Origin of the sequence: Stutzerimonas stutzeri, from assembly GCF_038561965.1 — a bacterium.
Lineage (GTDB): Bacteria > Pseudomonadota > Gammaproteobacteria > Pseudomonadales > Pseudomonadaceae > Stutzerimonas > Stutzerimonas stutzeri_AA.
In genome coordinates this window covers 3839374-3864424 of sequence record NZ_CP139348.1, presented here as the reverse complement: position 1 = coordinate 3864424, position 25051 = coordinate 3839374, and the positions used below count along the sequence as shown (strand labels likewise).

Sequence of the window (25051 nt, the reverse complement as noted above, 5' to 3'; positions counted from 1 at the left end):
CCTCGTTGGTGGTAGAAAAGCGTTGTCAAGCAAAATGCCACTAGTCGTGTATTGACCTGAGTCAACTTCGGATCGATCCCGCGCCCTTAGCGTGCGAGCCATTCCTGATCCCGCTGCGTTTGCAAGCAGGGTCCTGGCGCCAAGAGGATCGACCATGAGCAATATCGAAAAGTGGGATGTGGAGGACCAGAAATTCTGGGACACCACCGGCAAGCGGATCGCCAATCGCAATCTCTGGATCTCCATCCCGAGCCTGCTGATGGGTTTTGCCATCTGGCTTATGTGGGGCATCGTCACGGTGCAGATGCTCAACCTGGGTTTTCCCTTCGCGCCCGCTGAGCTGTTCACCCTGACCGCGATTGCCGGCCTCACCGGCGCAACGTTGCGCATCCCGGCGTCGTTCATGATCCGCATCGCCGGCGGACGCAACACCATCTTCCTGACCACCGCGCTGTTGATGATTCCCGCCGTCGGCGCGGGCATCGCGCTGCAGAGCCAGGACACGCCGCTGTGGGTCTTCCAGCTGCTGGCCTTCCTCTCTGGCATCGGTGGCGGCAACTTCGCCTGCTCGATGAGCAACATCAGCACCTTCTTCCCTAAGAGTCAGCAAGGCCTGGCCCTGGGGCTGAATGCGGGGTTGGGTAACTTCGGCGTTACCACCATGCAGATTCTGATTCCGTTGGTGATGACCGCCGGCGTGTTCGGGGTCTTGGCTGGTGCGCCGATGGAACTGCTCAAGGACAGCGGCACGCTGATCGGCAAGATCCCCGCCGGTACCGACACCTGGATTCAGAATGCCGGTTGGGTATGGCTGTTGTTCCTGATTCCGCTGGCCTTCGCCGGCTGGAAGGGCATGAACAACTTGCTGGTGATTTCGCCGACGCCGGGTTACCCGCTGAACGCTTTCGGCAAGATTATTGGCCTCTACGCCGTGGCCTTCGCTGCCGCTGCTGTAGGTCTGTACCTCTACCTGCCGGCACCTGTAGGACTTGGCGTGCTGAACATGTGGGGAGTGATGCTGCTCACCATCGGCCTGACCCTCGGCATGCTGCGCATGCTGCCAGGCAGCATCAGCCCGAACATCAAGCGTCAGTTCGCGATCTTCCGCGACAAGCACACCTGGTCGATGAGCATCCTTTACATTCTGACGTTCGGCTCCTTCATCGGCTTCTCGATGGCGCTGCCGCTGTCGATCACCGTGATCTTCGGCTTCATGAACGAAGTGGCCGCTGACGGCACCGTCACCCGCGTCGTCAACCCGAATGCGCCTAGCGCCCTGACTTACGCCTGGATCGGCCCGTTCATCGGCGCCCTGATTCGTCCCCTGGGCGGCTGGATTTCCGACAAGGTCGGCGGCTCCATCGTCACTCAGATCGTCTCGGTAGTGATGGTGATCGCCTCGGTCGCGGCCGGCTATGTCATGCAGCAAGCCTACGGCTCGGCCCAACCTGAAGAGTTTTTCTTCCTCTTCCTGGTGCTGTTCCTGGTGCTGTTCGCTGCCAGCGGCATCGGCAACGGTTCCACCTTCCGCACCATCGGCGTGATCTACGACCGCGAGAAGGCCGGCCCGGTACTCGGCTGGACCTCCGCTGTCGCTGCTTACGGCTCCTTCGTCGCCCCGATCGTGATTGGCGAGCAGGTCAAGGCCGGTACTCCCGAAGTGGCCATGTACGGTTTCGCGGTCTTCTGCGCGCTGTGCCTGATTCTCAACTGGTGGTTCTACCTGCGCCCCAACGCCTACGTGAAGAACCCCTGAGTCCGGAGAGCCGCGATGAAAATCATGATCGCTTACGACAACTCGCGTAACGCCAGGAAAGCCCTGGACGCCACCCTCGACATGTTCGGCCCGCTCAAGCCGCTGGTCATGTTGGTCGGGGTAGTGGAAGAAACCCGCGACACCAGTGATTCGGCCGTCGAGCTCTACGAGCGCGAGCGGCGCGAATTCCAGGGTTTCCTGCAGGAGGCCGCTGCCAAGGTCAGCGCCTTCGGCCTGGACGCCGACGTCATCCTCGCCGAGGGCGACGCCCGCAAGATGATTCTCAAGGCAGCCGAGCACAAGAAGCCCGACCTGCTGGTCATCGCGCGGCATTCCAACGAACCGGACGGCGGCTTCATTTCCCGCTCGCTGAATCTGCTGGTCGACGAGCTCGACTACATGACGTTCGGCAGCGTGAGCGCTTTCCTGGCCCGCCGGGCGCCTTGCCCGGTCCTGATCCAAGCCTGCCCCTGAGTGAGGAGCTCAAAATGAGAGTTTCTACGCTGTTCGAATGGAAGCGCCCCGAAGTCAGAGCCCTGCATCTGACCTGGATCGCCTTTTACATCTGCTTCTTCGTCTGGTTCGGCATGGCGCCGCTGGCCTCGAGCATGCTGAAAAGCGTGAACTGGCTGACGCCTGAAGACCTCAAGCTGTTCGCCATCGCCAACGTGGCGCTGACCATCCCGGCGCGCATCCTGGTCGGCATGGCGCTCGACCACTACGGCCCGCGCCGGGTCTTCTCGGTACTGCTGGTGGTGATGGCCGCGCCCGCGCTGTTCTTCGCCTTCGGTGACAGCCGCACCCAGCTGCTGGTGTCGCGCCTGATCCTCAGCTCCATTGGTGCCAGCTTCGTGGTTGGCATTCACATGACCGCCATGTGGTTCAAGCCCAAGGACATCGGTTTCGCCGAGGGCTTCTACGCTGGCTGGGGCAACTTCGGTTCCGCTGCCGCCGCCATGAGCCTGCCGGCCATCGCCATCCATGCCTTCGGTGGTCCGGAAGGCTGGCGCTGGGCGATTGCCAGCTCGGCGATCATCATGGCCGTCTACGGTGTGTACTACTGGTTCGCACTCACCGACGGCCCGGTCGGCACCATCCACCGCAAGCCGCACAAGGCCAGCGCGCTGGAAGTCAGCACCTGGGCCGACATGATCAAGCTGATCATCTGGACCATCCCGATGGTCGGCGTGCTCGGCATTCTGGTCTGGCGTATCGAGGGTCTGGGCTATCTGGGCTCCACCGGCGCGATGATCTGCTACGCGGCGATCGTTGTGGTCGTTGTGTTCCAGGTGGTGCAGATCCTGCGGGTCAACGTGCCGATCCTGAAGAAAGGCGTGCCGGAAGATGACAAGTACCCCTTCAACACCGTCGCTGCACTGAACTCGACCTACTTCGCCAACTTCGGTGCGGAGCTGGCGGTGGTGTCGATGCTGCCGATGTTCTTCGAGCAGACCTGGGGCCTGACCCCAACCACCGCGGGCATCATCGCGGCCTCGTTCGCCTTCGTGAACCTGGTGGCTCGGCCAATGGGCGGCCTGGTTTCCGACCGCTTCGGCAATCGCCGCTTCGTGATGCTGGCCTACATGCTCGGCATCTCGGTCGGCTTCCTGCTGATGGGGCTGATGAACTCCAAGTGGCCGCTGATCGTCGCCGTGGCGATCACCGTGCTCTGCTCGGTGTTCGTCCAGGGCGCCGAGGGCGCGACCTTCGGCATCATCCCCTCGATCAAGCGCCGCGTTACCGGGCAGATCTCCGGCATGGCCGGGGCCTACGGCAACGTTGGTGCCGTCTGCTACCTGACCCTGTTCACCTTCGTGACCCCCTCGCAGTTCTTCATGGTGATTGCCGCCGGTGCGCTCGTCAGCTTCGGGCTCTGCCTGCTCTGGCTGAAGGAGCCCGAGGGGGCGTTCTCCGACGAGTACTACGTATCCAGCGTCGACCGGGAGCTGGAGGCCCGCCAGAAGATCGCGTCCTGACGTTGCACCGAATGAATGCGCCAGCCAACTCGGCTGGCGCAAGCCGAGATTGATAAGCCGACCGGTCGGGCCAGTGGTTCGCAACCGGAGTGAGGAGAGAAACCAATGAGCCACTTGCTCGATCAATTGCGCTTCTTCAACAGGAAGCAAGGCGAGTTCGCCGATGGTCATGGCGAAACCCGCATCGAATCCCGCGACTGGGAGAACGTCTACCGCTCGCGCTGGCAGTACGACAAGATCGTGCGCTCCACCCACGGGGTGAACTGCACCGGATCGTGCTCCTGGAAGATCTACGTGAAGAACGGCCTGATTACCTGGGAAACCCAGCAGACCGACTACCCGCGTACCCGCAACGACCTGCCCAACCATGAGCCGCGCGGCTGCCCGCGCGGTGCCAGCTACAGCTGGTACATCTACAGCGCCAACCGCCTGAAGTACCCCAAGGTGCGCAAGCCGCTGCTAAAACTGTGGCGTGACGCGCGGCGCACCATGACCCCGGTGGACGCCTGGGCCAGCATCGTCGAGGACAAGGCCAAGGCCGATTCCTACAAGAGCAAGCGCGGCATGGGCGGCTTCATCCGCTCCAGCTGGGAAGAAGTCAACGAGATCATCGCCGCCGCCAACGTCTACACCGTCAAGCAGTACGGCCCGGACCGCGTGGTCGGCTTCTCGCCGATCCCGGCCATGTCGATGGTTTCCTACGCTGCCGGTAGCCGCTACCTGTCGCTGATCGGTGGCGTCTGCCTGTCGTTCTACGACTGGTACTGCGACCTGCCGCCGGCCTCTCCACAAGTGTGGGGCGAGCAGACCGACGTGCCGGAATCGGCCGACTGGTACAACTCCAACTACATCATCGCCTGGGGCTCCAACGTTCCGCAGACGCGTACCCCGGACGCGCACTTCTTCACCGAAGTCCGCTACAAGGGCACCAAGACCGTCGCCATCACCCCGGACTACGCCGAAGTCGCCAAACTTACCGACCTCTGGCTCAACCCCAAGCAGGGCACCGACGCCGCGCTGGCCCAGGCCTTCGCCCACGTCATCTTCAAGGAATTCCACCTCGAGAAGCCGAGCGAGTACTTCCGCGACTACGCCAAGCGCTACACCGACCTGCCGGTGCTGGTGCGCCTGAACGAGAAGGACGGCAGCTACATCGCCGACCGCTTCCTGCGCGCTTCCGATCTGGCTGACAACCTCGGCCAGGAAAACAACCCCGAGTGGAAAACCATTGCCGTCGACGGCAGCACCGGCGAGCTGGTCTCGCCGCTGGGCTCGATCGGCTACCGCTGGGGCGAGAAGGGCAAGTGGAACATCGAAGCCCGCGAAGGCCGTGACGGCCGTGACGTCGATCTGAGCCTGACCCAGATCGAAGGTGGTGAGACAGCCGAGGTTGCCTTCCCGTATTTCGGCGGCATCCTCCACGAGCATTTCCAGCACGCCGAAGGCGAGAGCATCCAGCTGCGCCGCGTACCGGTACGCAGCATCACCCTGGCCGACGGCACCACCACCAAAGTCGCCACCGTGTTCGACCTGATGGCCGCCAACCTCGGTATCGACCGTGGGCTGGGCGGCGCCAACGTCGCTTCCAGCTACGACGACGCCAGCGTGCCCGGCACTCCGGCCTGGCAGGAAGTCATCACCGGCGTGTCCCGCGAGAAGGCGATCCAGATCGCCCGTGAATTCGCCGACAACGCCGACAAGACCCATGGCCGTTCCATGATCATCGTCGGTGCGGCGATGAACCACTGGTACCACATGGACATGAACTACCGCGGCCTGATCAACATGCTGATGTTGTGCGGTTGCGTCGGTCAGACCGGTGGCGGCTGGGCCCACTATGTCGGCCAGGAAAAACTGCGTCCGCAGTGCGGTTGGCTGCCGCTGGCTTTCGGTCTCGACTGGAGCCGTCCGCCGCGCCAGATGAACGGCACCAGCTTCTTCTACAACCACAGTTCGCAGTGGCGCCACGAGAAGATGAGCATTCATGAAGTGCTCTCGCCGCTGGCTGACAAGTCGCAGTTCCCCGAGCACATGCTCGACTACAACATCCGCGCCGAACGTGCCGGCTGGCTGCCGAGCGCGCCGCAGCTCAATCGCAACCCGCTGCAGGTCTGCCGCGATGCCGAAGCCGCCGGCATGTCGCCGGTTGACTACGTCACCCAGTCGCTCAAGGACGGTTCGCTGAAGTTCGCCTGCGAGCAGCCGGACAATCCGGATAACTTCCCGCGCAACATGTTCATCTGGCGCTCCAACTTGCTGGGCAGCTCGGGCAAGGGCCACGAGTACATGCTCAAGTACCTGCTGGGCACCAAGAACGGCGTGATGAACGAGGACCTCGGCAAGCGCGACGGCTTTAAGCCGCTCGAGGCCGAATGGCAGGACGACGGCGCCATCGGCAAGCTCGACCTGGTCACCACCCTCGACTTCCGCATGTCCTCGACCTGCGTGTACTCCGACATCGTCCTGCCGACCGCGACCTGGTACGAGAAGGACGACATGAACACCTCGGACATGCACCCCTTCATCCACCCCCTGTCCGCAGCCATCGACCCGGCCTGGGAATCGCGCTCCGACTGGGAAATCTACAAGGGCATCGCCAAGGCCTTTTCGAAGATGGCTGAAGGTCATCTGGGTGTGGAAAAGGATCTGGTCACCGTGCCGCTGCTCCACGACAGCCCCGGCGAACTGGCGCAGCCGTTTGGCGGCACCGACTGGAAAACCGCAGGCACAGATCCGCAACCGGGCAAGAACTGCCCGAACATGACGGTGGTCGAGCGTGACTATCCGGCCACCTACAAGAAATTCAGCTCCCTCGGCCCGTTGCTCGACAAGCTCGGCAATGGTGGCAAGGGCATCAACTGGAACACCCAGGATGAAGTCGATTTCCTTGGCGAGCTGAACTACAAGGTACGTGACGAAGGCGTCAGCAAGGGGCGTCCGCAGATCGAGTCGGCCATCGATGCCTGCGAGGTGATTCTCAGCCTGGCCCCGGAAACCAATGGCCACGTGGCGCTCAAGGCTTGGGCGGCGTTGTCCGAGTTCACCGGCCGCGACCACAGCCACCTGGCGCTGCCCAAGGAGCACGAGGCGATCCGCTTCCGTGACATCCAGGCCCAGCCGCGCAAGATCATCTCCAGCCCGACCTGGTCAGGCCTGGAAGACGAGCATGTGTCGTACAACGCCGGCTACACCAACGTCCACGAGTTCATCCCATGGCGCACCATCACCGGTCGTCAGCAGTTCTTCCAGGACCATCCTTGGATGCAGGCCTTCGGTGAGCAGATGATGAGCTACCGGCCGCCGATCAACACCCGCACCATCGATTACGTGAAGGGCAAGAAGAGCAACGGCAATACCGAGATCGTTCTGAACTGGATCACGCCGCACCAGAAGTGGGGCATCCACAGCACCTACTCGGACAACCTGATCATGCTCACCCTGAGCCGCGGCGGCCCGATTGTGTGGATGTCCGAAGTCGACGCCAAGAAGGCCGGCATCGAGGACAACGACTGGATCGAGTGCTTCAACGCCAACGGCGCCCTGACTGCCCGCGCGGTGGTCAGCCAGCGTGTGATGGAAGGCATGGTGATGATGTACCACGCCCAGGAACGCATCGTGAACGTGCCCGGCAGCGAGACCACCAAGACCCGCGGCGGCCACCACAACTCGGTGACCCGCGTGGTGCTCAAGCCCACCCACATGATCGGCGGCTACGCCCAGCAGGCGTATGGCTTCAACTACTACGGCACCGTGGGTTGCAACCGCGACGAGTTCGTCGTGGTACGCAAGATGGCCAAGGTCGACTGGCTCGACGGCCCGAACGGCAACGATCTGCCGCAACCCCTGCCGCAAGACATCTGAGGAATAGGCCATGAAGATTCGTTCACAAGTGGGCATGGTCCTGAACCTGGACAAGTGCATCGGCTGCCACACCTGCTCGATCACCTGCAAGAACGTCTGGACCAGTCGTGAAGGCATGGAATACGCCTGGTTCAACAACGTCGAGAGCAAGCCTGGCATCGGCTACCCGAAAGAGTGGGAGAACCAGGACAAGTGGAAGGGCGGCTGGGTGCGCAACGGCGACGGCACTATCAACCCGCGTATCGGTGGCAAGTTCCGCGTGTTGGCGAACATCTTCGCCAACCCGGACCTGCCGACCATCGACGACTACTACGAGCCGTTCGATTTCGACTATCAGAACCTGCACACCGCGCCGATCTCCAATCACCAGCCGGTTGCACGGCCGCGTTCGCTGATTTCCGGTCAACGCATGGAGAAGATCGAGTGGGGCCCGAACTGGGAAGAAATTCTCGGTACCGAGTTCGCCAAGCGTCGTAAGGACAAGAACTTCGACAACATCCAGGCGGACATCTACGGGCAGTACGAAAACACGTTCATGATGTACCTGCCGCGCCTGTGCGAGCACTGCCTGAACCCGACCTGCGCTGCCGCCTGCCCGAGCGGTGCGATCTACAAGCGCGAGGAGGACGGCATCGTTCTCATCGACCAGGAAAAGTGCCGCGGCTGGCGCATGTGCATCAGCGGCTGCCCGTACAAGAAGATCTACTTCAACTGGAAAAGCGGCAAATCCGAGAAGTGCATCTTCTGCTTCCCGCGCATCGAGGCCGGTATGCCGACCGTCTGCGCCGAGACCTGCGTGGGCCGCATCCGCTACCTCGGCGTGCTGCTGTACGACGCCGACCGCATCCATGAAGTGGCCAGCACCGTCAACGAGCAGGACCTGTACGCCAAGCAGCTGGAGATCTTCCTCGATCCGTTCGATCCGAAGGTCATCGAGCAGGCGCTCAACGACGGCGTACCGATGTCGGTGATCGAAGCCGCGCAGAAGTCGCCGGTGTACAAGATGGCGGTGGACTGGAAGCTGGCGCTGCCGCTGCACCCGGAATACCGCACGCTGCCGATGGTGTGGTACGTGCCGCCGCTGTCGCCGATCCAGAACGCTGCCAGCGCCGGTCACGTCAGCATGGACGGCGTACTGCCGGACGTCGACAGCCTGCGCATCCCGCTGCGTTACCTGGCCAACCTGCTCACCGCAGGTGACGAGGAGCCGGTCAAGCTGGCGCTCAAGCGCATGCTCGCCATGCGTGCCTACAAGCGCGCCGAGCAGGTCGATGGCGTGCAGGACCTCAAGGTGCTGGAGAGCGTTGGTCTGTCGGTGGCCCAGGTGGAGGACATGTACCGCTACCTGGCCATCGCCAACTACGAAGATCGCTACGTGATCCCGACCGCCCACCGCGAAGAGGCGATGAGCGACGCCTTCGCCGAGCGTTCCGGTTGTGGCTTCAGCTTCGGCAGCGGCTGCTCGGGCGCTTCGGACACCAACATGTTCGGTGCCAAGAAGGCCAATCGCCGCGACGTCATCAAAACTGTCCAGCTGTGGGAGGACTGAGCCATGCGCATCCTTAAAGTGATATCCCTGCTGCTGGACTACCCCGACCAGCACCTGCGCGACGGCCATGCCGAACTGGCCCAGGCCATCGGCGCGGCTCGCGAGATCAGCCCGGAGCAGCGCGCCGCGCTGCGCCGCCTGCTCGACGAGCTGACCGAGGACGACCTGATGGACGTGCAGGAGCGCTACAACGACCTGTTCGACCGCGGCCGTTCACTGTCGCTGCTCCTGTTCGAACACGTGCATGGCGAGTCCCGCGACCGCGGCCAGGCCATGGTCGACCTGATGGCTCAGTACACCGAGGCCGGTTTCGACATCGGTGTACGCGAGCTGCCGGACTACATCCCGCTGTACCTCGAGTACCTCGCCACCCGCGATGACCTCGAGGCCCGCGAGGGTCTGGCCGACGTCTCGCACCTGCTGGCTCTGCTGGCAGCGCGTCTACAAGAGCGTGAAAGCCCGCATGCCGCGTGCTTCCGTGCGCTGCTGCAGATCGCTGGCGAGCCGGTGCAGGAAACCCTGGCCGGCCTGCAGGAGCAGGTCGCCGCCGAGGAACGCGACGATTCGCTGGAAGCGCTGGACAAGATCTGGGAGGAGGAGCAGGTCAATTTCCTCCAGGCCGAGCAGCAGGATCGCTGCCCATCCATGGCGAGCGGGCCGGGCAAGGCTCGCGAGGAAAGCCCGGTGCCGCTGCACTGGACCGATTTCAAGCATGACGGGCAGGCCGCCGCGCTCGCCCAGGAGGTGCGCAATGTCTAACTACAATTTCCTGCTGTTCGGGGTCTATCCCTACATTGCGCTGGCCATCTGCCTGATCGGCAGCTGGGCGCGCTTCGACCTGTCGCAGTACAGCTGGAAGGCCGGCTCCAGCCAGATGCTGTCGAACAACCGCATGCGTCTGGCGAGCAACCTGTTCCACGTTGGCATCCTCTTTATCCTGGCCGGTCACTTCGTCGGTCTGCTGATGCCCGAGGCGCTGTACCACTCGTTCATCACCAGCGGCCAGAAGCAGATCGTGGCGATGGTTTCCGGTGGCTTCTTCGGCATCCTCTGCCTGATCGGTCTGGTGATGCTGATTCACCGTCGCCTGACCGACGCTCGTGTGCGGGCCACGTCCAACACCAGTGACATCATGATCCTGTTCGTGCTGTTGGCGCAGCTGGTGCTGGGTCTGCTGACCATCGTCGCCTCCACCGGCCATCTGGACGGTTCGGTGATGGTGTTGCTGGGCACCTGGGCACAGAGCCTGGTCACCCTGCAGCCGGTCAAGGCTGCAGTCGCCATCGAGTCGGTCAGCGTCATCTACAAGCTGCACGTGTTCCTCGGCGTGACCCTGTTCGTGCTGTTCCCCTTCACCCGTCTGGTGCACATCGTCAGCGCACCGGTGTGGTACCTGGGTCGGCGTTACCAGATCGTCCGGCAGAAGGGCGTCAAGCCAAGCGTGCCGCGCCCTCAGCGTCCGCGCACCTACGAAGCCCCGGCACACGAAACCGCCGTGCCGACCGCTGTGCCTGCCACGGCAAAGAGCAAGACCCCGGTATGACCCTCGCCGGCTGACGCCTCGTGCGTCAGCCGTCCTGGCCGATCGGATCGAAGGTTCAAGCGTCTTATCGAGGTAATCATCATGGGTTGTGGATGCGGTGGTAGCACAGGTGGAAGCGGCGGCTGCGGTGGCGGCGCGCGTCCGGAAATCGATATCCCGGCTGATGCCCCTCTGTTCGAGGAGCTGCCGCACGAGGAAGACAACGAGCCGGCTGCCGAGCAGACATCCGGTGAGCCGCTGCTGATCGCCAGCAGCGAGCAGGAATGGCCACGGGTGCGGGTCAATGGTGTGGCTATTGCCTCCCAGGCCATCGCCCAGGAATTGCAGTACCACCCCGCGGAAAGCCGCGAAGAGGCCGTCTACCTGGCGACCCAGGCGCTGGTGCTGCGCGAGCTGCTGCAACAGCGCATCGGCGAACTGGGCCTCGTGGTGCGTGCCGAGGCCGGCGAAAGCGAGGAAGAGGCGGCCACCCGCACGCTGATCGAGCAGGAAGTACCGCTGCCGCTGGCCGATGAGGCTGCCTGTCGGCAGTACTACAGCGGCAATCAGCAGCGCTTTTTCAGCGCGCCGTTGCTGGCCGCGCGGCACATTCTGCTGGCATGTCCGGCGGATGACGCCGAAGAGCGCAGCCTGGCTCGCGAGCAGGGACTGGCGCTGATTGCACAGCTGCAGGCCGCGCCGCAATGCTTCGCCGAACTGGCTCTGCAGCATTCGGCCTGCCCCTCGAAAGAGCAGGGCGGTGCGCTGGGGCAGATCAGCAAGGGCCAGACGGTGCCGGAGTTCGAACGCCAGCTGTTCCGTCTGCCGGTAGGCCTGTGCCAGCAACCGCTGGAAAGCCGCTACGGCTATCACTTGGTGTTCGTCGATCAGCGCATCGAAGGCGAGCAGCTGCCCTACGAGGTGGTGGCCGGCTCGATTCGCGCCGAGCTCAACCAGCGTGTCTGGCAGATCGGCGTCAGCCAGTACCTGCAGAATCTGGTGGGTGCGGCGAACATCGAAGGCATCCTTATGCAGGGCGCGGAAACGCCGCTGATGCAATAACGGCGGCTTGGCTCTACGTCGGGTGGATGACGCTTCACCCATCCACCGGGCAGGGCCATGGTGGATGAAAAAAGTGTCATCCACCCTACGAAGCTTCAGAGGTGTTATCGATGACTCAACTACGCGATGCCCACAACCGCCAGATCGACTACCTGCGCATGTCGGTGACCGACCGCTGCGACTTCCGCTGCGTCTACTGCATGGCCGAGGACATGACCTTCCTGCCGCGCCAGCAGGTGCTCGGTCTGGAGGAGTTGGAGCGCATCGCGCGCATTTTCGTCGGCCTCGGGGTGAAGAAGATTCGCCTCACCGGCGGCGAGCCGCTGGTACGCCAGGGCATCGTCGGTCTCTGCGAGCGCATTGCCGCATTGCCGGGCCTGCGCGAACTGGTGATGACCACCAACGGCTCGCAGCTGGTCAAGCTTGCCGCACCGCTGGCGCGGGCCGGGGTCAAGCGGCTGAACATCAGCCTCGATAGCCTGGACGCCGACAAGTTTCACGCCATCACCCGCACCGGTCAGCTGCAACAGGTGCTCGACGGCATCGACGCGGCACGGGACGCCGGCTTCGAGCGGATCAAGCTCAACGCCGTGGTGATGAAAGGTCGCAATGCCGAGGAAGTTGCCGACCTGGTGGATTTCGCCATTGCCGGCGGGCTGGACCTGGGCTTCATCGAGGAAATGCCGTTGGGCGACGTCGGTCGTTCGCGCGGTGAGAGCTTCTGCTCCAGCGACGAAGTACGTGCGCTGATCGCCGAACGCCATGCATTGATCGATTCCGCCGAGCAGAGCGGCGGGCCGGCGCGCTACGTGCGCCTGGCGGACCATCCGCAGACGCGCATCGGTTTTATCTCGCCGCATTCCCACAACTTTTGCGCTACCTGCAACCGCGTGCGGCTGACGGTCGAAGGGCGCCTGCTGCTGTGCCTGGGCCACGAGAACTCCATCGACCTGCGCGCGCTGCTGCGTCGCCACCCAACCAGCGACCAGCCGGTGATCGACGCCATCCACGCTGCGCTGCAGCGCAAACCGCTGCGCCATGAATTCTCCAGCAGCGGCGAGGTCCAGGTATTGCGCTTCATGAATGCCAGTGGCGGTTGAGGCGGGCGCCGGCACGGGCTACGAGTCGACCGCTTAATTCGCTACCATCGACCGGCATTGCCGGTTTGACCCACATGCCCAGCTGCCGCAGCCGGGCCTTGTCGCAGAACCAGGGCTTGCAATCGCCTGCAGCGTTGTCAGACCTCACGGCACCCGCGCCGCGCGGACATACCTCCAATGGGGAATGGGTTCGCGCACGGCACCGGTGCAGCCTGCGCACACATCTTCAAGGGAGTTTCGAGCCATGGCTCACCTGTCCAACAGCGAATTCCAGCCCCTGAGCATTGCGGTGCTCACGGTGAGCGACACCCGCAACATCGATTCCGATACTTCCGGCCAGGCGCTGATCGACGGCCTGCAGAGCGTGGGCCATAGCCTGGCCGAGCGGGCCATCGTCAAGGACGACATCTGGCAGATCCGCGCCCGTGTCTGCAGCTGGATCGCCAGCGAGAACGTGCAGGTGGTGCTGATCACCGGCGGCACCGGTTTCACCGCCCGCGACAACACTCCACAGGCGGTACAGCCGCTGCTGGACAAAGACGTCGACGGCTTCGGTGAACTGTTCCGCTACGTTTCGCTGGGCGAAATCGGCACCTCCACCGTGCAGTCGCGCGCGCTGGCCGGCATGAGCAACGGCACCCTGGTCTGCTGCCTGCCGGGCTCGACCAACGCCTGCCGCACCGCCTGGAACAAGATCCTCGTCGAGCAGCTGGACAGCCGCACCAAGCCCTGCAACTTCGTGCCGCACCTCAAAGCGTCCGGGGTCGATTATTGCGGGCCGCGCTCATGAGCGCCTGTGGCTGCGATACCGGCGGGCTGAAGCCGGTCGACGAGGCCATCGCCGAACTGCTGGCGCGGGTGCCGGCGCCGCCCGCGGTGGAAGAGGTCGCGCTGCGCGATGCCCTCGGCCGCGTGCTCGCCGAGCCGCTGGATGCGAGCTTTCCGGTGCCGCCCTGGGACAACAGCGCGATGGACGGCTACGCCCTGCGCGCGGCCGATCTGCCGGCCGAGGGCGGCGCACTGCCGCTGGCCGGACGCATCGCCGCAGGTGATGACGCCAGTCAGCAGCTGCCGGCCGGGCATGCGGTGCGCATCTTCACCGGCGCGCCGTTGCCGCCGGGCGCAGATGCCGTGGTCGCCCAGGAAAACTGCCGCGTCGAAGGCGATCGCATCTGGCTGCCGGCGGTAAAGGTCGGTGACAACGTACGTTGCCTGGGCGAGGAAACCGCCGCAGGCGAGCGTCTGATTGACGCCGGCAAGCGTCTGCGCCCGCAGGAACTCGGCCTGCTGGCGACCTTCGGCGTGGCGCGGGTGAAGGTCTACCGGCGTCTGCGCGTGGCGCTGCTGTCCAGCGGCAACGAGCTACGCGAGCCAGGCGAGCCGCTGGGCGCCGGGCAGATCTACAACTCCAACCGTTACAGCCTGCTCGGCGTGCTGCAGAGCCTCGGCTGCGAGGTGCACGACTATCCGATTCTGATCGACGACCTCGGCGCCAGCCGCGACGCGCTGGCCGATGCAGCGAGCCGCTTCGACCTGATCATCACCTCGGGTGGTGTTTCGGTGGGTGAAGAGGATCATCTCAAGCAGGCGATCCGCGAATTGGGCGAGCTGCACCTGTGGCGTCTGGCAATTCAGCCGGGCAAACCCCTTGCCTTCGGCGAGATCAACGGCACGCCCTGGATCGGCCTGCCCGGCAACCCGGCGGCGGCACTGGTCACCTCGCTGGTGGTGGCGCGGCCGTTCCTGCTGCGCGCCCAAGGCTGCACGCAGGTCGAGGTCACGCCGCTGCGCCTGCCTGCCGGTTTCGCCTGGCGCAAGGCCAATGTCCGCCAGCAGTTCCTGCGCGCGCGCCTCGAAGCGGTCGATGGCCGTCTCGAGGTGCGTCTGTTCCCACGCCAGGGTTCGGCCATGCTGACCTCCGCGACCTGGGCCGACGGTCTGGCCATCGTCGAATGCCAGCGCACCCTCGCCGAAGGCGAGCTGGTGCAATACCTGCCGTTCAGCGAACTGCTCGGCTGAGACACGAAAACGCCCGGTCGATGATCAGTCGACCGGGCGTTTTCGCGTCTGCGCTTCAGGCCTGACGGTGGCGCGGCAGCATGCGCTGCAGGGTGCCGTCGCGGCGCACGTATTCGTGGAACAGTGCGGCCACCGCATGCAGGCCGATCAGCCAATAACCAGCCACCGCCAGCGTTTCATGCAGCTCCTTGAACTGGCCGGCGAGATCCTTGTTTGCGCCGATCAGCGTCGGCAGCTCGAAGCCGAAGAAGGGAATCGGCTTGTCCGCGGCGCTCAGCGTCAGCCAGCCGAGCAGTGGCAGGCCGATCATCAGGCCGTACAGCGCCAGGTGCATCAGCTTGGCCAGCGCCCGTTCCCAGCCAGCGCCGGCGACTGCCTTCGGCGCCGGGTGCAGCCAGCGCGCCAGCAGACGCAGCCAGACCAGCGCGAAAACGCTCAGGCCGAGCATGAAGTGCCAGTGCTTGAGCAGCTCGCGCGGCTCGCTGCCCTTGGGGAAATTGCCCTTGAGTTCGATGGTCGCGTAAACCGCCGCGATCAACAGCAGCATCAACCAATGCAAGGCGATGCTCAGGCGTCCATAGCGTAACAACGGGTTGGATGCGGTCATTTCACTTACTCCTTGTATGGAAATGTCGGCAGTCTAGGACGCCAAGCTTAAGCGAACCTTAGCGGCAAGCCGCTGCGCCTGCGGCAGGCTGTCGCGTTAATTTGGGACTTCCTCCATCCTGTGGCCAGCGCTAGGCGCCATCGGCTTCGCAGAGATTCACGTTTCGTTCACGGTGGTTTGACGAAACGCCGACGCTGCAATGCGCAAACTGACCATCGAGACCCGCTGCCTGCGCTTGTGGTGGCGGCCGTTGTTCACTTCGCTAGGTGCTCTATGTCCTATTGCTCGCTGTCTTTGCGTCGCGCGGCCTGCCGACGCGTCGAGTCGTTTCGCCGCCGTCGCGCCTTGTTGGCGGTGATGCTTGCCGCATTTGCCATGAGCGGTTGCCAGAGAGCACCGGGGCAACTGCTGGACGATGACTATCCGCCGGAATACGCCGAGGGCTTTCGGGCAGGTTGTGGCAGTGGCCGACAGGCTGGCGGTGCACTGGTGCAGTTCCGCAAGGACGTGCCGCGCTATATGGCGCAACCGCTGTACGCCGAAGGCTGGGACGATGGCTATCGCCAGTGCCAGGCGATGCAGCAGGCCAGCAGCGGGCTTGCGACATGGCAGGGCAGTGCGCTGGAGCGCCAGCGCGACCGCGACTGGCGCCATCATGTCGATCAGGCCAAGGCGCAAGCCTTTCGTCGTTGACCGCCTGCTGCCGAATATCCACAAGAAACGGCGCACGGCCACTGGTCCGTGCGCCGCTGTCGAATGGTGCTAGCGTGCCGGCTCGGGCGTCGCCGGCACCGACTGCAGCACAACGGCCGGTCGATACAGCACAAGCCGATAGCAGGCCAGGCAGATCGTCCAGTCGAACAGCAGCGTCCACAGATTGTGCGAGACGAAATGCGCTCCCTGCATCACCCGGCCCAGCGACATCACCGCGCCCAAGCCCAGCGCCACGGCCAGCGCATACCGCGCAGCACGCGGCCGCCGATCACGTAGCACGAAGAACAGCGCCAGTAATGAAAAGCCTGCCGAGGCATGCCCGCCCGGCCAGCAGCGCCCGGGTTTTAGCGTTGGCGCACGCTCGGCCAGCAGTGGCGTGAAGGTTTCGCTGCCGCCAAAATCGGTAAGGCTCCACGGGCAGTGGACGCCGGTAAGCGTCTTCAGTGGCGTGACGATGGCGGTCGACAGGCCCAGCGCAAGCACCAGATAGCCCAGCGAACGTCGCCAGGGCGCCAGCCGTGTCGGCAGCAGGCTGAGCAGGAAGCCGCCAATGGCGAGCAGGCCAATGACGATAACCAGTTGCTTGACCCGATCATGCAGAAAGTCTTCGAGTAGCCAGCTGTGGCGCCCGACAAAGCCGATTCCCGGCTCGTAGAACTGCCGCGACAGGGCGAAGTCGAGGTTGCTCGGGTCGCCAAACAGCAGCGCTGCCATCAGCAGGGCGGGCAGGCCGAAGCCGAGGGTGAAGTTGAACGGTCGACTGCGGGAAATCTGATTCGGCGGGTTCATCGTTGCATGCTCCAGAGGCGCCGCGAACGGCGCCGGCAGGTTCAGCGCTGGCTGAGTTGGGTGGCGCTTGAGGACGGACTCTTCCAGCTCAGCAGGGCGTGGCCGTAGTCGTAGCTGGCGCCCTGGTAATAGGCGATATCGCGCCGCACCAGCGGGTCATCGATGCCAGCGCTGGCTTCGCGGCTGGCCTGCAGCGCGTCATCGTGACGGCGGATGCCGCGACGGGGGCTGAGAATCGCCAGGTCCTTGCCGTCGAACAGGCCGAGGTGCTGGTAGTTGCCGATCAGTGCGCGCCCAGGCTGGACGTCGTCGCGCAGCAGGTTGCGGCCGAAGAAGGTCGAGACATAGTCCAGGTTGAGCAGACCTAGCAGGGTCGGGGCAATGTCGATCTGGCTGGCCACCAGGTTCATCTCGCGCGGCTCGATCAGGTTCGGGGCGTAGATGAACAGCGGGATGTGATAGTTGGCCACCGGCAGGTCCTGCGAGCCGGCGCTGCCAGCGGTGTGGTCGGCGACGATGACAAACAGCGTATTGGCGAACCACGGCTTGCTCCGCGCGTTATGCAGGAACTCGCCAATGGTGGCATCGGTGTATTTCACCGCGCCCTCGCGACCTTTGCCGGAAGGAATGTCGATACGCCCGTCCGGGTAGGTGTAGGGGCGATGATTGGATGTGGTCATCAATTGCAGGAGGAACGGCTTGCCGACGGCGTAGTCCGCATCTGCCTCGCGGATCGCCAGATGATAGAGGTCCTCGTCAGCCATGCCCCAGGCGTTCTTGAAGTGCATGTCCGCCTCGTCGACGCTGCTCTGGTCGACCACCCGGTAGCCGTTGCCGCTGAAGAAGGCACTCATGTTGTCGAAGTAGCCGCGCCCGCCATAGAGAAACACGCTGTCGTAGCCTTGCGCACGTAACTGCTGGCCGAGGCTGGCGAAGCCGCTCTCGCGGTCGACGCGCTTGACGATCGAGCGGCCGGGCGTCGGCGGTACGGACAGGGTGATGGCTTCCAGGCCCCGGTCGGTACGAGTGCCGGTGGCGTAGAAGTTATTGAAGAACAGGCTCTGCTGGCGCAGCTGATCGAGGTTGGGGGTCAGCCCGCGGGTGTCGCCGAAGCTGCCCAGGTATTTGGCGCTGAGGCTTTCCACGGTGATCAGCACGACGTTGAGGTTGCGCTGCCGGCCGGGGTTGTCGATTACCCGGCGAATGTCCTGCGGGTCCTGGCCGATAAAGCGTGCGTTGGGTTCAGCGACTTCCGCGCGCAGGCCTTCGGCAGCATCGCGCTCGGGCAGCGTGGCGTAGAACTGTTCGTAGTCCAGCTCGTTGTTGCGAAAAGCGGCGAAGAACTGGAACGGACCGTTGCTCGCCAGTTCGCGTTGATAGGCGTTGCCGCCGTTGCCGCGCGGGAAGTCCTGGCCAACGATCAGCGCGCTTGCTGTCGCAACGACCAGCAGGCCGGCCAGCACCGTGGCGCGGCCTCGCCAGGGCAGACTCGGCGCGCCCAGCGCACGCCTGATCGGCCCCTGTAGCACCGCGGTGGCCAGCAACGTGACCAGCACCAGCAGTGCCAGCAGCGAATAGACGGGATATGACTCAAGGATGTTGTTCAGCACCTCGTCGGAATAGACCAGGTAGTCGACCGCGATGAAATTGAAGCGCACGCCGAACTCGTCCCAGAACAGCCATTCGGCGAGCCCGGTGAACAGCATGGCGTAGAGACTCAGGGCCAGCAGCAGGGTGAGCCCGCGCTGATGCCAGCGATTCGCCCAGAGCCGCTGCGGACACAGCATGAGGTAGCAGCCGAGGGGCAATGTGGCGAAGGCCAGGAAAGTCAGGTCGTAAATCGTACCGATGCCAAACACACGTAATAGCCCGCCCGGGCTGGCAGCTGCATCCTGCCAGTGGGCAAACAGCAAGGCGCCGCGGGTGATCAGAAAAACGCCGAACCAGAGGCCGGCAAGCAGCGACAGATAACGAAGTTGAGCATGGCGAAGGAGTGTCATCGTATGATCCGCGGGTGGGTTTGAACGCGCTGAAGTCTGCGCACCCACCTGTGAGCCCTTCGTAAAGAAGGCGTGAAAATTCCGTCATTTGCCCTGCTAGCGAACCGATATGCGCATCCTCGTCATCGAAGACAATCGCGACATCCTGGCCAATGTGCTGGATTACCTCGAACTCAAGGGCTACGTGGTGGATTGCGCCCAAGATGGCCTCAGCGGCCTGCATCTGGCCGCCACCGAGCGTTACGACCTGATCGTGCTGGACATCATGCTGCCTGGGATCGACGGACTGCAGGTGTGCAAGCGGCTGCGTGAGGATGCCGGGCGCGACACCCCGATCATCATGCTCACCGCTCGCGATGCGCTTGATGACCGGCTGCAGGGGCTTGGCGCAGGCGCCGACGACTACTTGGTCAAGCCGTTCGCGCTGTCCGAGCTGGTGGCACGTATCGAGGCCGTGCTGCGGCGCAGTCAGGGTTCGCGCAAGAACAAGCTGCAGGTCGGTGACCTGCAATATGACCTCGACACCCTGCAGGCCAGTCGCGCCGGGCAGCCGCTGCGGTTGAACCCCATCGGCCACAAGCTGCTGGCGATCCTCATGCAGAGGAGCCCGGCGGTGGTACGCCGCGAGCAATTGGAGGAGGCGCTATGGGGCAACGACGTTCCCGATAGCGACAGCTTGCGCAGCCATATCCACCAGCTGCGTCAGGTGCTCGACAAGCCCTTCGCGACCGCGCTGCTGCACACCGTGCATGGCGTCGGTTTTCGCCTCGCGGAGAGCGAACATGCTGGCTAAGCAACCGTTCGCCCGGCGCATCGTCATTGCCTTCACGCTGATGACGCTGGTGGTCAGCGGTACGTTTTCGCTCGGTATCGTCGCGGTCGTGCATTTCATCGAGGAGCACCTGGTGACCCAGGAGCTGGGGCGCGAACTGGATAGCGTGTTCAATGACGTCATGGTGCACGGGGATGCGCCGCGGCTCGACGCCGCGACCCGCTTCTTTGCCTCGAACCTGCCCGGCTATCCGATACCCGAGGCCTTTCGGGGACTCGCCGATGGGTTCACCGAGGTGGTCCGCAACGACGATGCCTACTACGTCTATCAGCGTGAAGTGGACGGTGCCAAATACCTGCTGGTGGAGGAGCAGCATGAATTCGAGGCACGTGAGGAAGCCTTGTTCATGGTGGTACTGGCCGGATTCCTGCTGAGCATCGTCGGCGCCTGGGCACTTGGCTGGCTGATGGCCAAGAAAGTCATGGCACCGGTGTCCCGGCTGGCGCAGCAGGTTCGCCATCGTGATCAATTGCACCCGGCGGCGCCGCCACTGGCGTTGCAGTACCCGGATGACGAAGTTGGCCACCTGGCGGCGGCCTTCGACAGCACGCTAGGCCAGCTGCGCCAGAGCCTGGATCGCGAGCGGCTGTTCACCAGCGACGTCAGCCATGAGCTGCGTACCCCGCTGATGGTCATTCTCGGTGCCTGCGAACTGCTCGGTCAGACCGAGCTACCGGAAAAATCGCGCACGCAGGCACAACGCATCGAGCGTGCCGCCCAGGAAATGCACGAGCTGGTGCAGACGTTCCTGATGCTGGCGCGGGCGCGACCGGAACAGACCGCCTTTGCCGGCACCGCCAGCCTGCGCAGCGTGGCGCAGGAGCAGGCCGAGCGCTGGGCGCCGCTGTTTCGTGAGAAAGGGCTGGCGTTCAGCGTGGTCAACGAAGGCGATCACGGCGGCGAGTACAACCTCACGCTGCTCGGCTCGGTGATGTCCAACCTGTTGCGCAATGCCCTGCATTACACCGACAGCGGCTCGGTGCGGCTGGTCCTCGAACGCGACGGTTTTTGTGTCGAAGATACCGGCATGGGCATCCCGGTAGAGCAGCAGGAGCGCATGTTCCAGTCATTCGTACGGGGTGCCGAGAGCCGCGGCGAAGGGCTGGGGCTCGGGCTGTCGCTGGTCAAGCGTATCTGCGCGCATCAGGGATGGGCAGTGGGCGTAACCCCTCGCGCACCGCAGGGCAGTTGCTTCCAGGTGCGCCTGAGCGGGGATGGCATTTGACGTTTTTTTCACATTGTTTTGACAGGGCCTTGATGCGCGTCCCGCTAGCGTGATGTCTCGTTAGCCATTTGGAATGCCTGCCATGACGTCATCGAGTCCTGTCGAACTGGAGTTCTCGCGCAAGTACGACCGCCAGCACGCTTACGAATATTTGCATAAACACCAGGATGGGCTGGCCCGGCGCCTCTCGCACTGGCGTGACGAGCAGATGGCTCGTCGCGCGCTGAAGACTGCCGGCGATCCCGATCTGGTCCTTGATCTGCCCTGTGGTGCCGGACGTTTCTGGCCGCTGCTGGCCGAACACCCGAGCCGGATGATCTTTGCCGCGGACAACTCCGCTGACATGCTGGCAATCGCCGAGGCGGCGCAGCCGCTGGATGTAGTCAAACGGGTGGAAACCTTCCAGACCTCGGCCTTCGCCATCGACATGGGCGACAACGCGGTGGACAGCATCTTCTGCATGCGTCTGCTGCACCACGTCGCCGATCCGGCGCACCGCCTGGCGATGCTGCGTGAGTTCCATCGCGTCAGCCGCGACACGCTGATCGTCTCCCTCTGGGTTGATGGCAACTACAAGGCCTGGAAGCGCAAACGCCTGGAGCGCCGCCGGCCGGCCAAGGACAACCAGAACCGCTTCGTCGTCGCCCGCCCGGTCATCGAGGCCGAGTTCGCCGAGGCCGGCTTCGACATTCTCGACCGCAATGACTTCCTCCCGGGCTACGCCATGTGGCGCGTGTACGTGCTGCGCAAGAGGGGTTGAGGATGAGCCAATCACTTGTATTACCAGCCCACGAGGCGTCCACCAGCACGTTCCAGCGCTGGTGGGATACCCAGGGTGAGTGGGTCGAAGAGCCCAACCAGCGGCGAGATGGGGAAAGCGGCGTGCAACGCATACGGTTGCATGGTACGCATCCGCCGCTGTTGTATTGCAAACGCCAGACCGGCCATTTGTACCGCACGCTGTTGCATCCGTTCGGCCGACCTACTGCACTGCGCGAGCGTCACGCGCTCCAGGCGATCGGCGAACTTGGCGTACGGGTGCCGGAACTGGTTTACTGCGGCACCCGACAGCAGGCCGGTCAGTGGCAGGCGCTGCTGGTGACCGCGGAGCTGAAAGGCTTCGTCAGCCTTGAGGATTGGTACGGCGAAGGCATGGCCGAGTACTACGGCCGTGCAGTCCAGGAACGTATGCTCGACGCCGTGGGCATCACCCTTGGGCGCATCCACCAGGCGCGTTGGCAGCATGGCTGCTGCTACCCCAAGCACATCTTCCTCAGCGTTCATGGCGAAGGCGATACGGCCTGGGTCGAGGTCGCGCTGCTCGACCTGGAAAAAAGTCGCCGCCGGCTGCGTCGCAGCGCTGCGGCACGGCACGACCTGCGACAGCTCAAGCGCCATGGGCAAGCGATGTCCGAGCAGGACTGGCAGCGGCTGATGGCCGCTCATTATCGATTCAATGAGGTGCGTTGCGATGTCATCTGAGCCGACCGGGATAGTGACCGATAGCGCTGCCCTCAAGGGCCGTAGCGGTCTGGCGCGTATCTGGCATGCCTGCGGCTACTCGCTGGCTGGCCTGCGGGCTGCTTATGCGGGCGAAGCGGCCTTCCGCCAGCTGGTGTGGCTGAGCCTCTTGCTGATTCCGCTGGCGTTGCTGCTCGATGTCAGCCGTGTCGAGCGTGCCGTGCTGGTCGCCGTGGTGTTTGTCGCGTTGATCGTCGAGCTGCTCAATTCGGCTATCGAGGCGACGGTCGACCGTATTTCGTTCGAGCTGCATCCGCTATCCAAACAGGCCAAGGACATGGGCAGCGCCGCGCAATTGCTGGCGCTTTGCCTGATCGGTCTGGTCTGGGCGGTAATCCTGATCCCCTGAAGGGACCTACCTATGCCCTTGTTTCTGCGACGCCACGGTCGAGAGCGCCCGCTGCCCGGCTCCTCCGTTCTGGCTGCACACCTACGTTTCACTGTCGCCGCTGTGCTGGCCCTGCTGGCGATGTTTGCCCTGCTGCGGCTGGGCCTGTTGTTGTTCAATCAGGAGTTGATCGGCTCGGCGTCGAGCGCCGATCTGCTCGAGGCATTCGTCAATGGCGCCCGGTTCGACCTGCGCGCGATAGTCTTCATCATGCTGCCGCTGCTGCTGGCGGCGCTCAGCCTGCGCTTGATGGCGGCGCGGCGGGCGTTCAGCTACTGGCTGGGCAGCTGTGCCAGTCTGGCGATCCTGGTCGGGCTGGTGGAGCTGAACTTCTACCGCGAGTTTCATCAGCGACTCAACAGCCTGGTCTTCCAGTATCTGCAAGAAGACCCGACCACCGTGATGAGCATGCTCTGGCACGGTTTTCCGGTGTTGCAGCTGCTCGCAGCCTGGGGCGTGCTGAGTCTGCTGATGTTCGTCCTGTTCGTGCGACTGGAGCGGCTGACCCGGACCGCCATCGCCACGTCGCAAGGCACCGGCCACCGCGCGACCGCCGGTTGGGCGAGCCGGGCGACGGTACTGCTCCTGCTGGTGCTGGTTTCCGTGGTCGCTGCGCGCGGCACCCTGCGCCAGGGGCCGCCCCTTCGTTGGGGCGATGCCTTTACGACCGACTCGATGTTTGCCAACCAGCTCGGCCTGAACGGCTCGCTGACACTCTATGACGCAGCCAAGAACCGGCTTTCGAGCCATCGTGAAAACGTCTGGAAGGCTACCCAGACGGATGATCAGGCGCGCGCGATCACCCGCAAGCTGTTGCTGACCGGCAAGGACCAGCTGGTCGATGCCGATCTGGCTGCGGTGCGGCGGGATTACAGAACTTCGGCCGACGGCACGCTGCCGGTGCGTAACGTGGTGGTGATCCTCATGGAAAGCTTCGCCGGGCGTTACGTCGGTGCGCTGGGCAGCAGTGACGGCATCACGCCGTATTTCGATAGCCTGGCCAGGGACGGCTTGCTGTTCAGCCGGTTTTTCGCCAATGGCACCCATACCCATCAGGGCATGTTTGCCAGCATGGCCTGCTTTCCCAACCTGCCGGGCTTCGAATACCTGATGCAGTCGCCCGAGGGCGGGCACCGTTTCTCCGGCCTGCCGCAGCTGCTCGGCAAGCGCGCGTTCAATGACCTGTATGTCTATAACGGCGACTTCGCCTGGGACAACCAGGCCGGGTTCTTCGGCAACCAGGGCATGACCCGCTTCGTTGGGCGCAACGACTATGTCGACCCGGTGGTGGCCGATCCGACCTGGGGCGTCTCCGATCAGGACATGTTCGATCGGGCTGTGGTCGAGCTGAACCAGCTGAACAGCGGCGAGCCGTTCTACGCACTGCTGCAGACCCTGTCCAACCACACCCCTTATGCACTGCCCGAACAGCTACCGGTGGAGCCGGTGCAGGGCCATGGCTCAATGGATCAACACCTCACTGCCATGCGTTACTCCGACTGGGCGCTGGGCCAGTTCTTCGAAAAGGCACGTAAGCAGCCCTGGTACGACGAGACGCTTTTCGTCGTGCTCGGCGACCACGGCTTCGGTGCGCGCGAACAGCTGACCGAGATGGATCTGTTCCGCTTCCACGTACCGATGCTGCTAATTGCGCCGGGCATCACCGAGAAGTTCGGCAGCCGCCGCGACGTGGCCGGCACCCAGGTAGACATGGTGCCGACCATTCTCGGCCGCCTGGGTGGCACCGTACGTCACCAATGCTGGGGCCGTGACCTGCTGGCGCTCGATGCAGGTGATCCGGGCTTCGGCATCATCAAACCCTCGGGCAGTGACCAGACGGTGGCGATGATCCGTGGCGACAAGATTCTTGTGCAGCCCAAGGGCCTCAAGCCGAAACTCTACAGCTATCGCCTCGGGGCACAGCCACAGGCCGAACGCATCGAGATCGGTACAGTCGAGTCCGACATGCGCAGCCAGCTCGAAGCCTATCTGCAAACCGCCACCGACAGCCTGCTGTCTGACACCGGTGGCGATCGTGAGCGCGACAGCGTGCCGGTGACCGTCGCGGCCGACCCGGCCAAGGTGCCACCGCGTCGGCAGGTCAAGGCCAGTGAGGGTTAGCGGCCTGTA

General features: G+C 63.9%; 21 protein-coding genes. 18 read left to right on the top strand and 3 right to left on the bottom strand.

The features are described 5' to 3' along the window. Positions 1-154 precede the first annotated feature (154 nt). The 11 genes from SM130_RS17820 to glp all read left to right on the top strand — a co-directional run bounded on the left by SM130_RS17820 (position 155) and on the right by glp (position 14845). The gene (locus SM130_RS17820) at positions 155-1756 is read left to right on the top strand and encodes a NarK/NasA family nitrate transporter (protein WP_102824737.1); all 1602 of its coding nucleotides are present in this window, start codon (positions 155-157) and stop codon (positions 1754-1756) included. Between the two features lie 15 nt (positions 1757-1771). Continuing rightward, positions 1772-2230 (top strand): universal stress protein, encoded by a 459-nt coding sequence (locus tag SM130_RS17815; protein WP_102824738.1) that lies wholly within the window; start codon positions 1772-1774, stop codon positions 2228-2230. Between the two features lie 14 nt (positions 2231-2244). Further along, on the top strand, positions 2245-3732 hold the full coding sequence (locus tag SM130_RS17810; RefSeq protein ID WP_102824739.1) for an MFS transporter: 1488 nt from the start codon (positions 2245-2247) through the stop codon (positions 3730-3732). Between the two features lie 105 nt (positions 3733-3837). Further along, positions 3838-7593 carry a nitrate reductase subunit alpha gene (locus SM130_RS17805; protein ID WP_102824740.1) on the top strand — a complete coding sequence of 1252 codons (3756 nt, stop codon included), beginning with the start codon at positions 3838-3840 and terminating at the stop codon, positions 7591-7593. Positions 7594-7603: 10 nt separating this feature from the next. Then, positions 7604-9142, top strand: a complete 1539-nt coding sequence (gene narH, locus SM130_RS17800; protein ID WP_102824741.1) for a nitrate reductase subunit beta — start codon at positions 7604-7606, stop codon at positions 9140-9142. A gap of 3 nt (positions 9143-9145) precedes the next feature. After that, the gene (gene narJ / locus SM130_RS17795; RefSeq protein WP_102824742.1) at positions 9146-9901 is read left to right on the top strand and encodes a nitrate reductase molybdenum cofactor assembly chaperone; all 756 of its coding nucleotides are present in this window, start codon (positions 9146-9148) and stop codon (positions 9899-9901) included. Continuing rightward, the gene (gene narI, locus SM130_RS17790) at positions 9894-10685 is read left to right on the top strand and encodes a respiratory nitrate reductase subunit gamma (RefSeq protein WP_102824743.1); all 792 of its coding nucleotides are present in this window, start codon (positions 9894-9896) and stop codon (positions 10683-10685) included. The genes narJ and narI overlap by 8 nt, the downstream gene beginning before the upstream one ends. Before the next feature lie 81 nt (positions 10686-10766). Further along, positions 10767-11726, top strand: a complete 960-nt coding sequence (locus SM130_RS17785) for a peptidylprolyl isomerase (RefSeq protein WP_102824744.1) — start codon at positions 10767-10769, stop codon at positions 11724-11726. Positions 11727-11836: 110 nt separating this feature from the next. Continuing rightward, a complete protein-coding gene (moaA, locus tag SM130_RS17780; RefSeq protein ID WP_102824745.1) occupies positions 11837-12826 on the top strand; it encodes a GTP 3',8-cyclase MoaA in 990 nt (329 codons plus the stop codon). Positions 12827-13070: 244 nt separating this feature from the next. Then, positions 13071-13616, top strand: coding sequence for a molybdenum cofactor biosynthesis protein B (gene moaB / locus SM130_RS17775; RefSeq protein WP_102824746.1), 546 nt, complete (start codon positions 13071-13073; stop codon positions 13614-13616). Beyond that, a complete protein-coding gene (gene glp / locus SM130_RS17770) occupies positions 13613-14845 on the top strand; it encodes a molybdopterin molybdotransferase MoeA (RefSeq protein WP_102824747.1) in 1233 nt (410 codons plus the stop codon). The genes moaB and glp overlap by 4 nt, the downstream gene beginning before the upstream one ends. 55 nt (positions 14846-14900) lie before the next feature. On the opposite strand, the gene SM130_RS17765 is transcribed toward glp, so the two are convergent. Beyond that, positions 14901-15452, bottom strand: coding sequence for a cytochrome b (locus SM130_RS17765; protein ID WP_102824748.1), 552 nt, complete (start codon positions 15450-15452; stop codon positions 14901-14903). 273 nt (positions 15453-15725) lie between these two features. On the opposite strand from SM130_RS17765, the gene SM130_RS17760 reads away from it, so the two are divergent. Further along, positions 15726-16145 carry a hypothetical protein gene (locus tag SM130_RS17760; RefSeq protein ID WP_256044921.1) on the top strand — a complete coding sequence of 140 codons (420 nt, stop codon included), beginning with the start codon at positions 15726-15728 and terminating at the stop codon, positions 16143-16145. A gap of 69 nt (positions 16146-16214) precedes the next feature. Here SM130_RS17760 and SM130_RS17755 read toward each other — a convergent pair whose 3' ends face one another. Both SM130_RS17755 and SM130_RS17750 read right to left on the bottom strand, forming a co-directional pair. Next, complete coding sequence (locus SM130_RS17755) at positions 16215-16955, bottom strand: phosphatase PAP2 family protein (RefSeq protein ID WP_102824749.1); 741 nt, start codon at positions 16953-16955, stop codon at positions 16215-16217. A 41-nt stretch (positions 16956-16996) separates the two neighbouring features. Then, positions 16997-18955: an LTA synthase family protein gene (locus SM130_RS17750; protein ID WP_102824750.1), complete on the bottom strand. Its 1959-nt coding sequence runs from the start codon at positions 18953-18955 to the stop codon at positions 16997-16999. 109 nt (positions 18956-19064) lie between these two features. Between SM130_RS17750 and SM130_RS17745 the strand changes: the two genes are divergently transcribed. The 6 genes from SM130_RS17745 to SM130_RS17720 all read left to right on the top strand — a co-directional run bounded on the left by SM130_RS17745 (position 19065) and on the right by SM130_RS17720 (position 25042). After that, positions 19065-19748: a response regulator transcription factor gene (locus SM130_RS17745; RefSeq protein WP_102824751.1), complete on the top strand. Its 684-nt coding sequence runs from the start codon at positions 19065-19067 to the stop codon at positions 19746-19748. Then, positions 19738-21012: a sensor histidine kinase gene (locus SM130_RS17740; protein WP_102824752.1), complete on the top strand. Its 1275-nt coding sequence runs from the start codon at positions 19738-19740 to the stop codon at positions 21010-21012. Before SM130_RS17745 ends, SM130_RS17740 begins: the two co-directional genes overlap by 11 nt. Before the next feature lie 82 nt (positions 21013-21094). Then, positions 21095-21772, top strand: a complete 678-nt coding sequence (locus tag SM130_RS17735; protein ID WP_102824753.1) for a class I SAM-dependent methyltransferase — start codon at positions 21095-21097, stop codon at positions 21770-21772. Positions 21773-21774: 2 nt separating this feature from the next. Beyond that, entirely contained in the window at positions 21775-22494 is a 720-nt protein-coding gene (locus tag SM130_RS17730; RefSeq protein ID WP_102824754.1) for a lipopolysaccharide kinase InaA family protein, read from the top strand. Then, positions 22484-22882 carry a diacylglycerol kinase gene (locus SM130_RS17725; protein ID WP_102824755.1) on the top strand — a complete coding sequence of 133 codons (399 nt, stop codon included), beginning with the start codon at positions 22484-22486 and terminating at the stop codon, positions 22880-22882. The genes SM130_RS17730 and SM130_RS17725 overlap by 11 nt, the downstream gene beginning before the upstream one ends. Positions 22883-22894: 12 nt before the next feature. After that, on the top strand, positions 22895-25042 hold the full coding sequence (locus tag SM130_RS17720) for an LTA synthase family protein (RefSeq protein WP_102824756.1): 2148 nt from the start codon (positions 22895-22897) through the stop codon (positions 25040-25042). Positions 25043-25051: the final 9 nt, after the last annotated feature.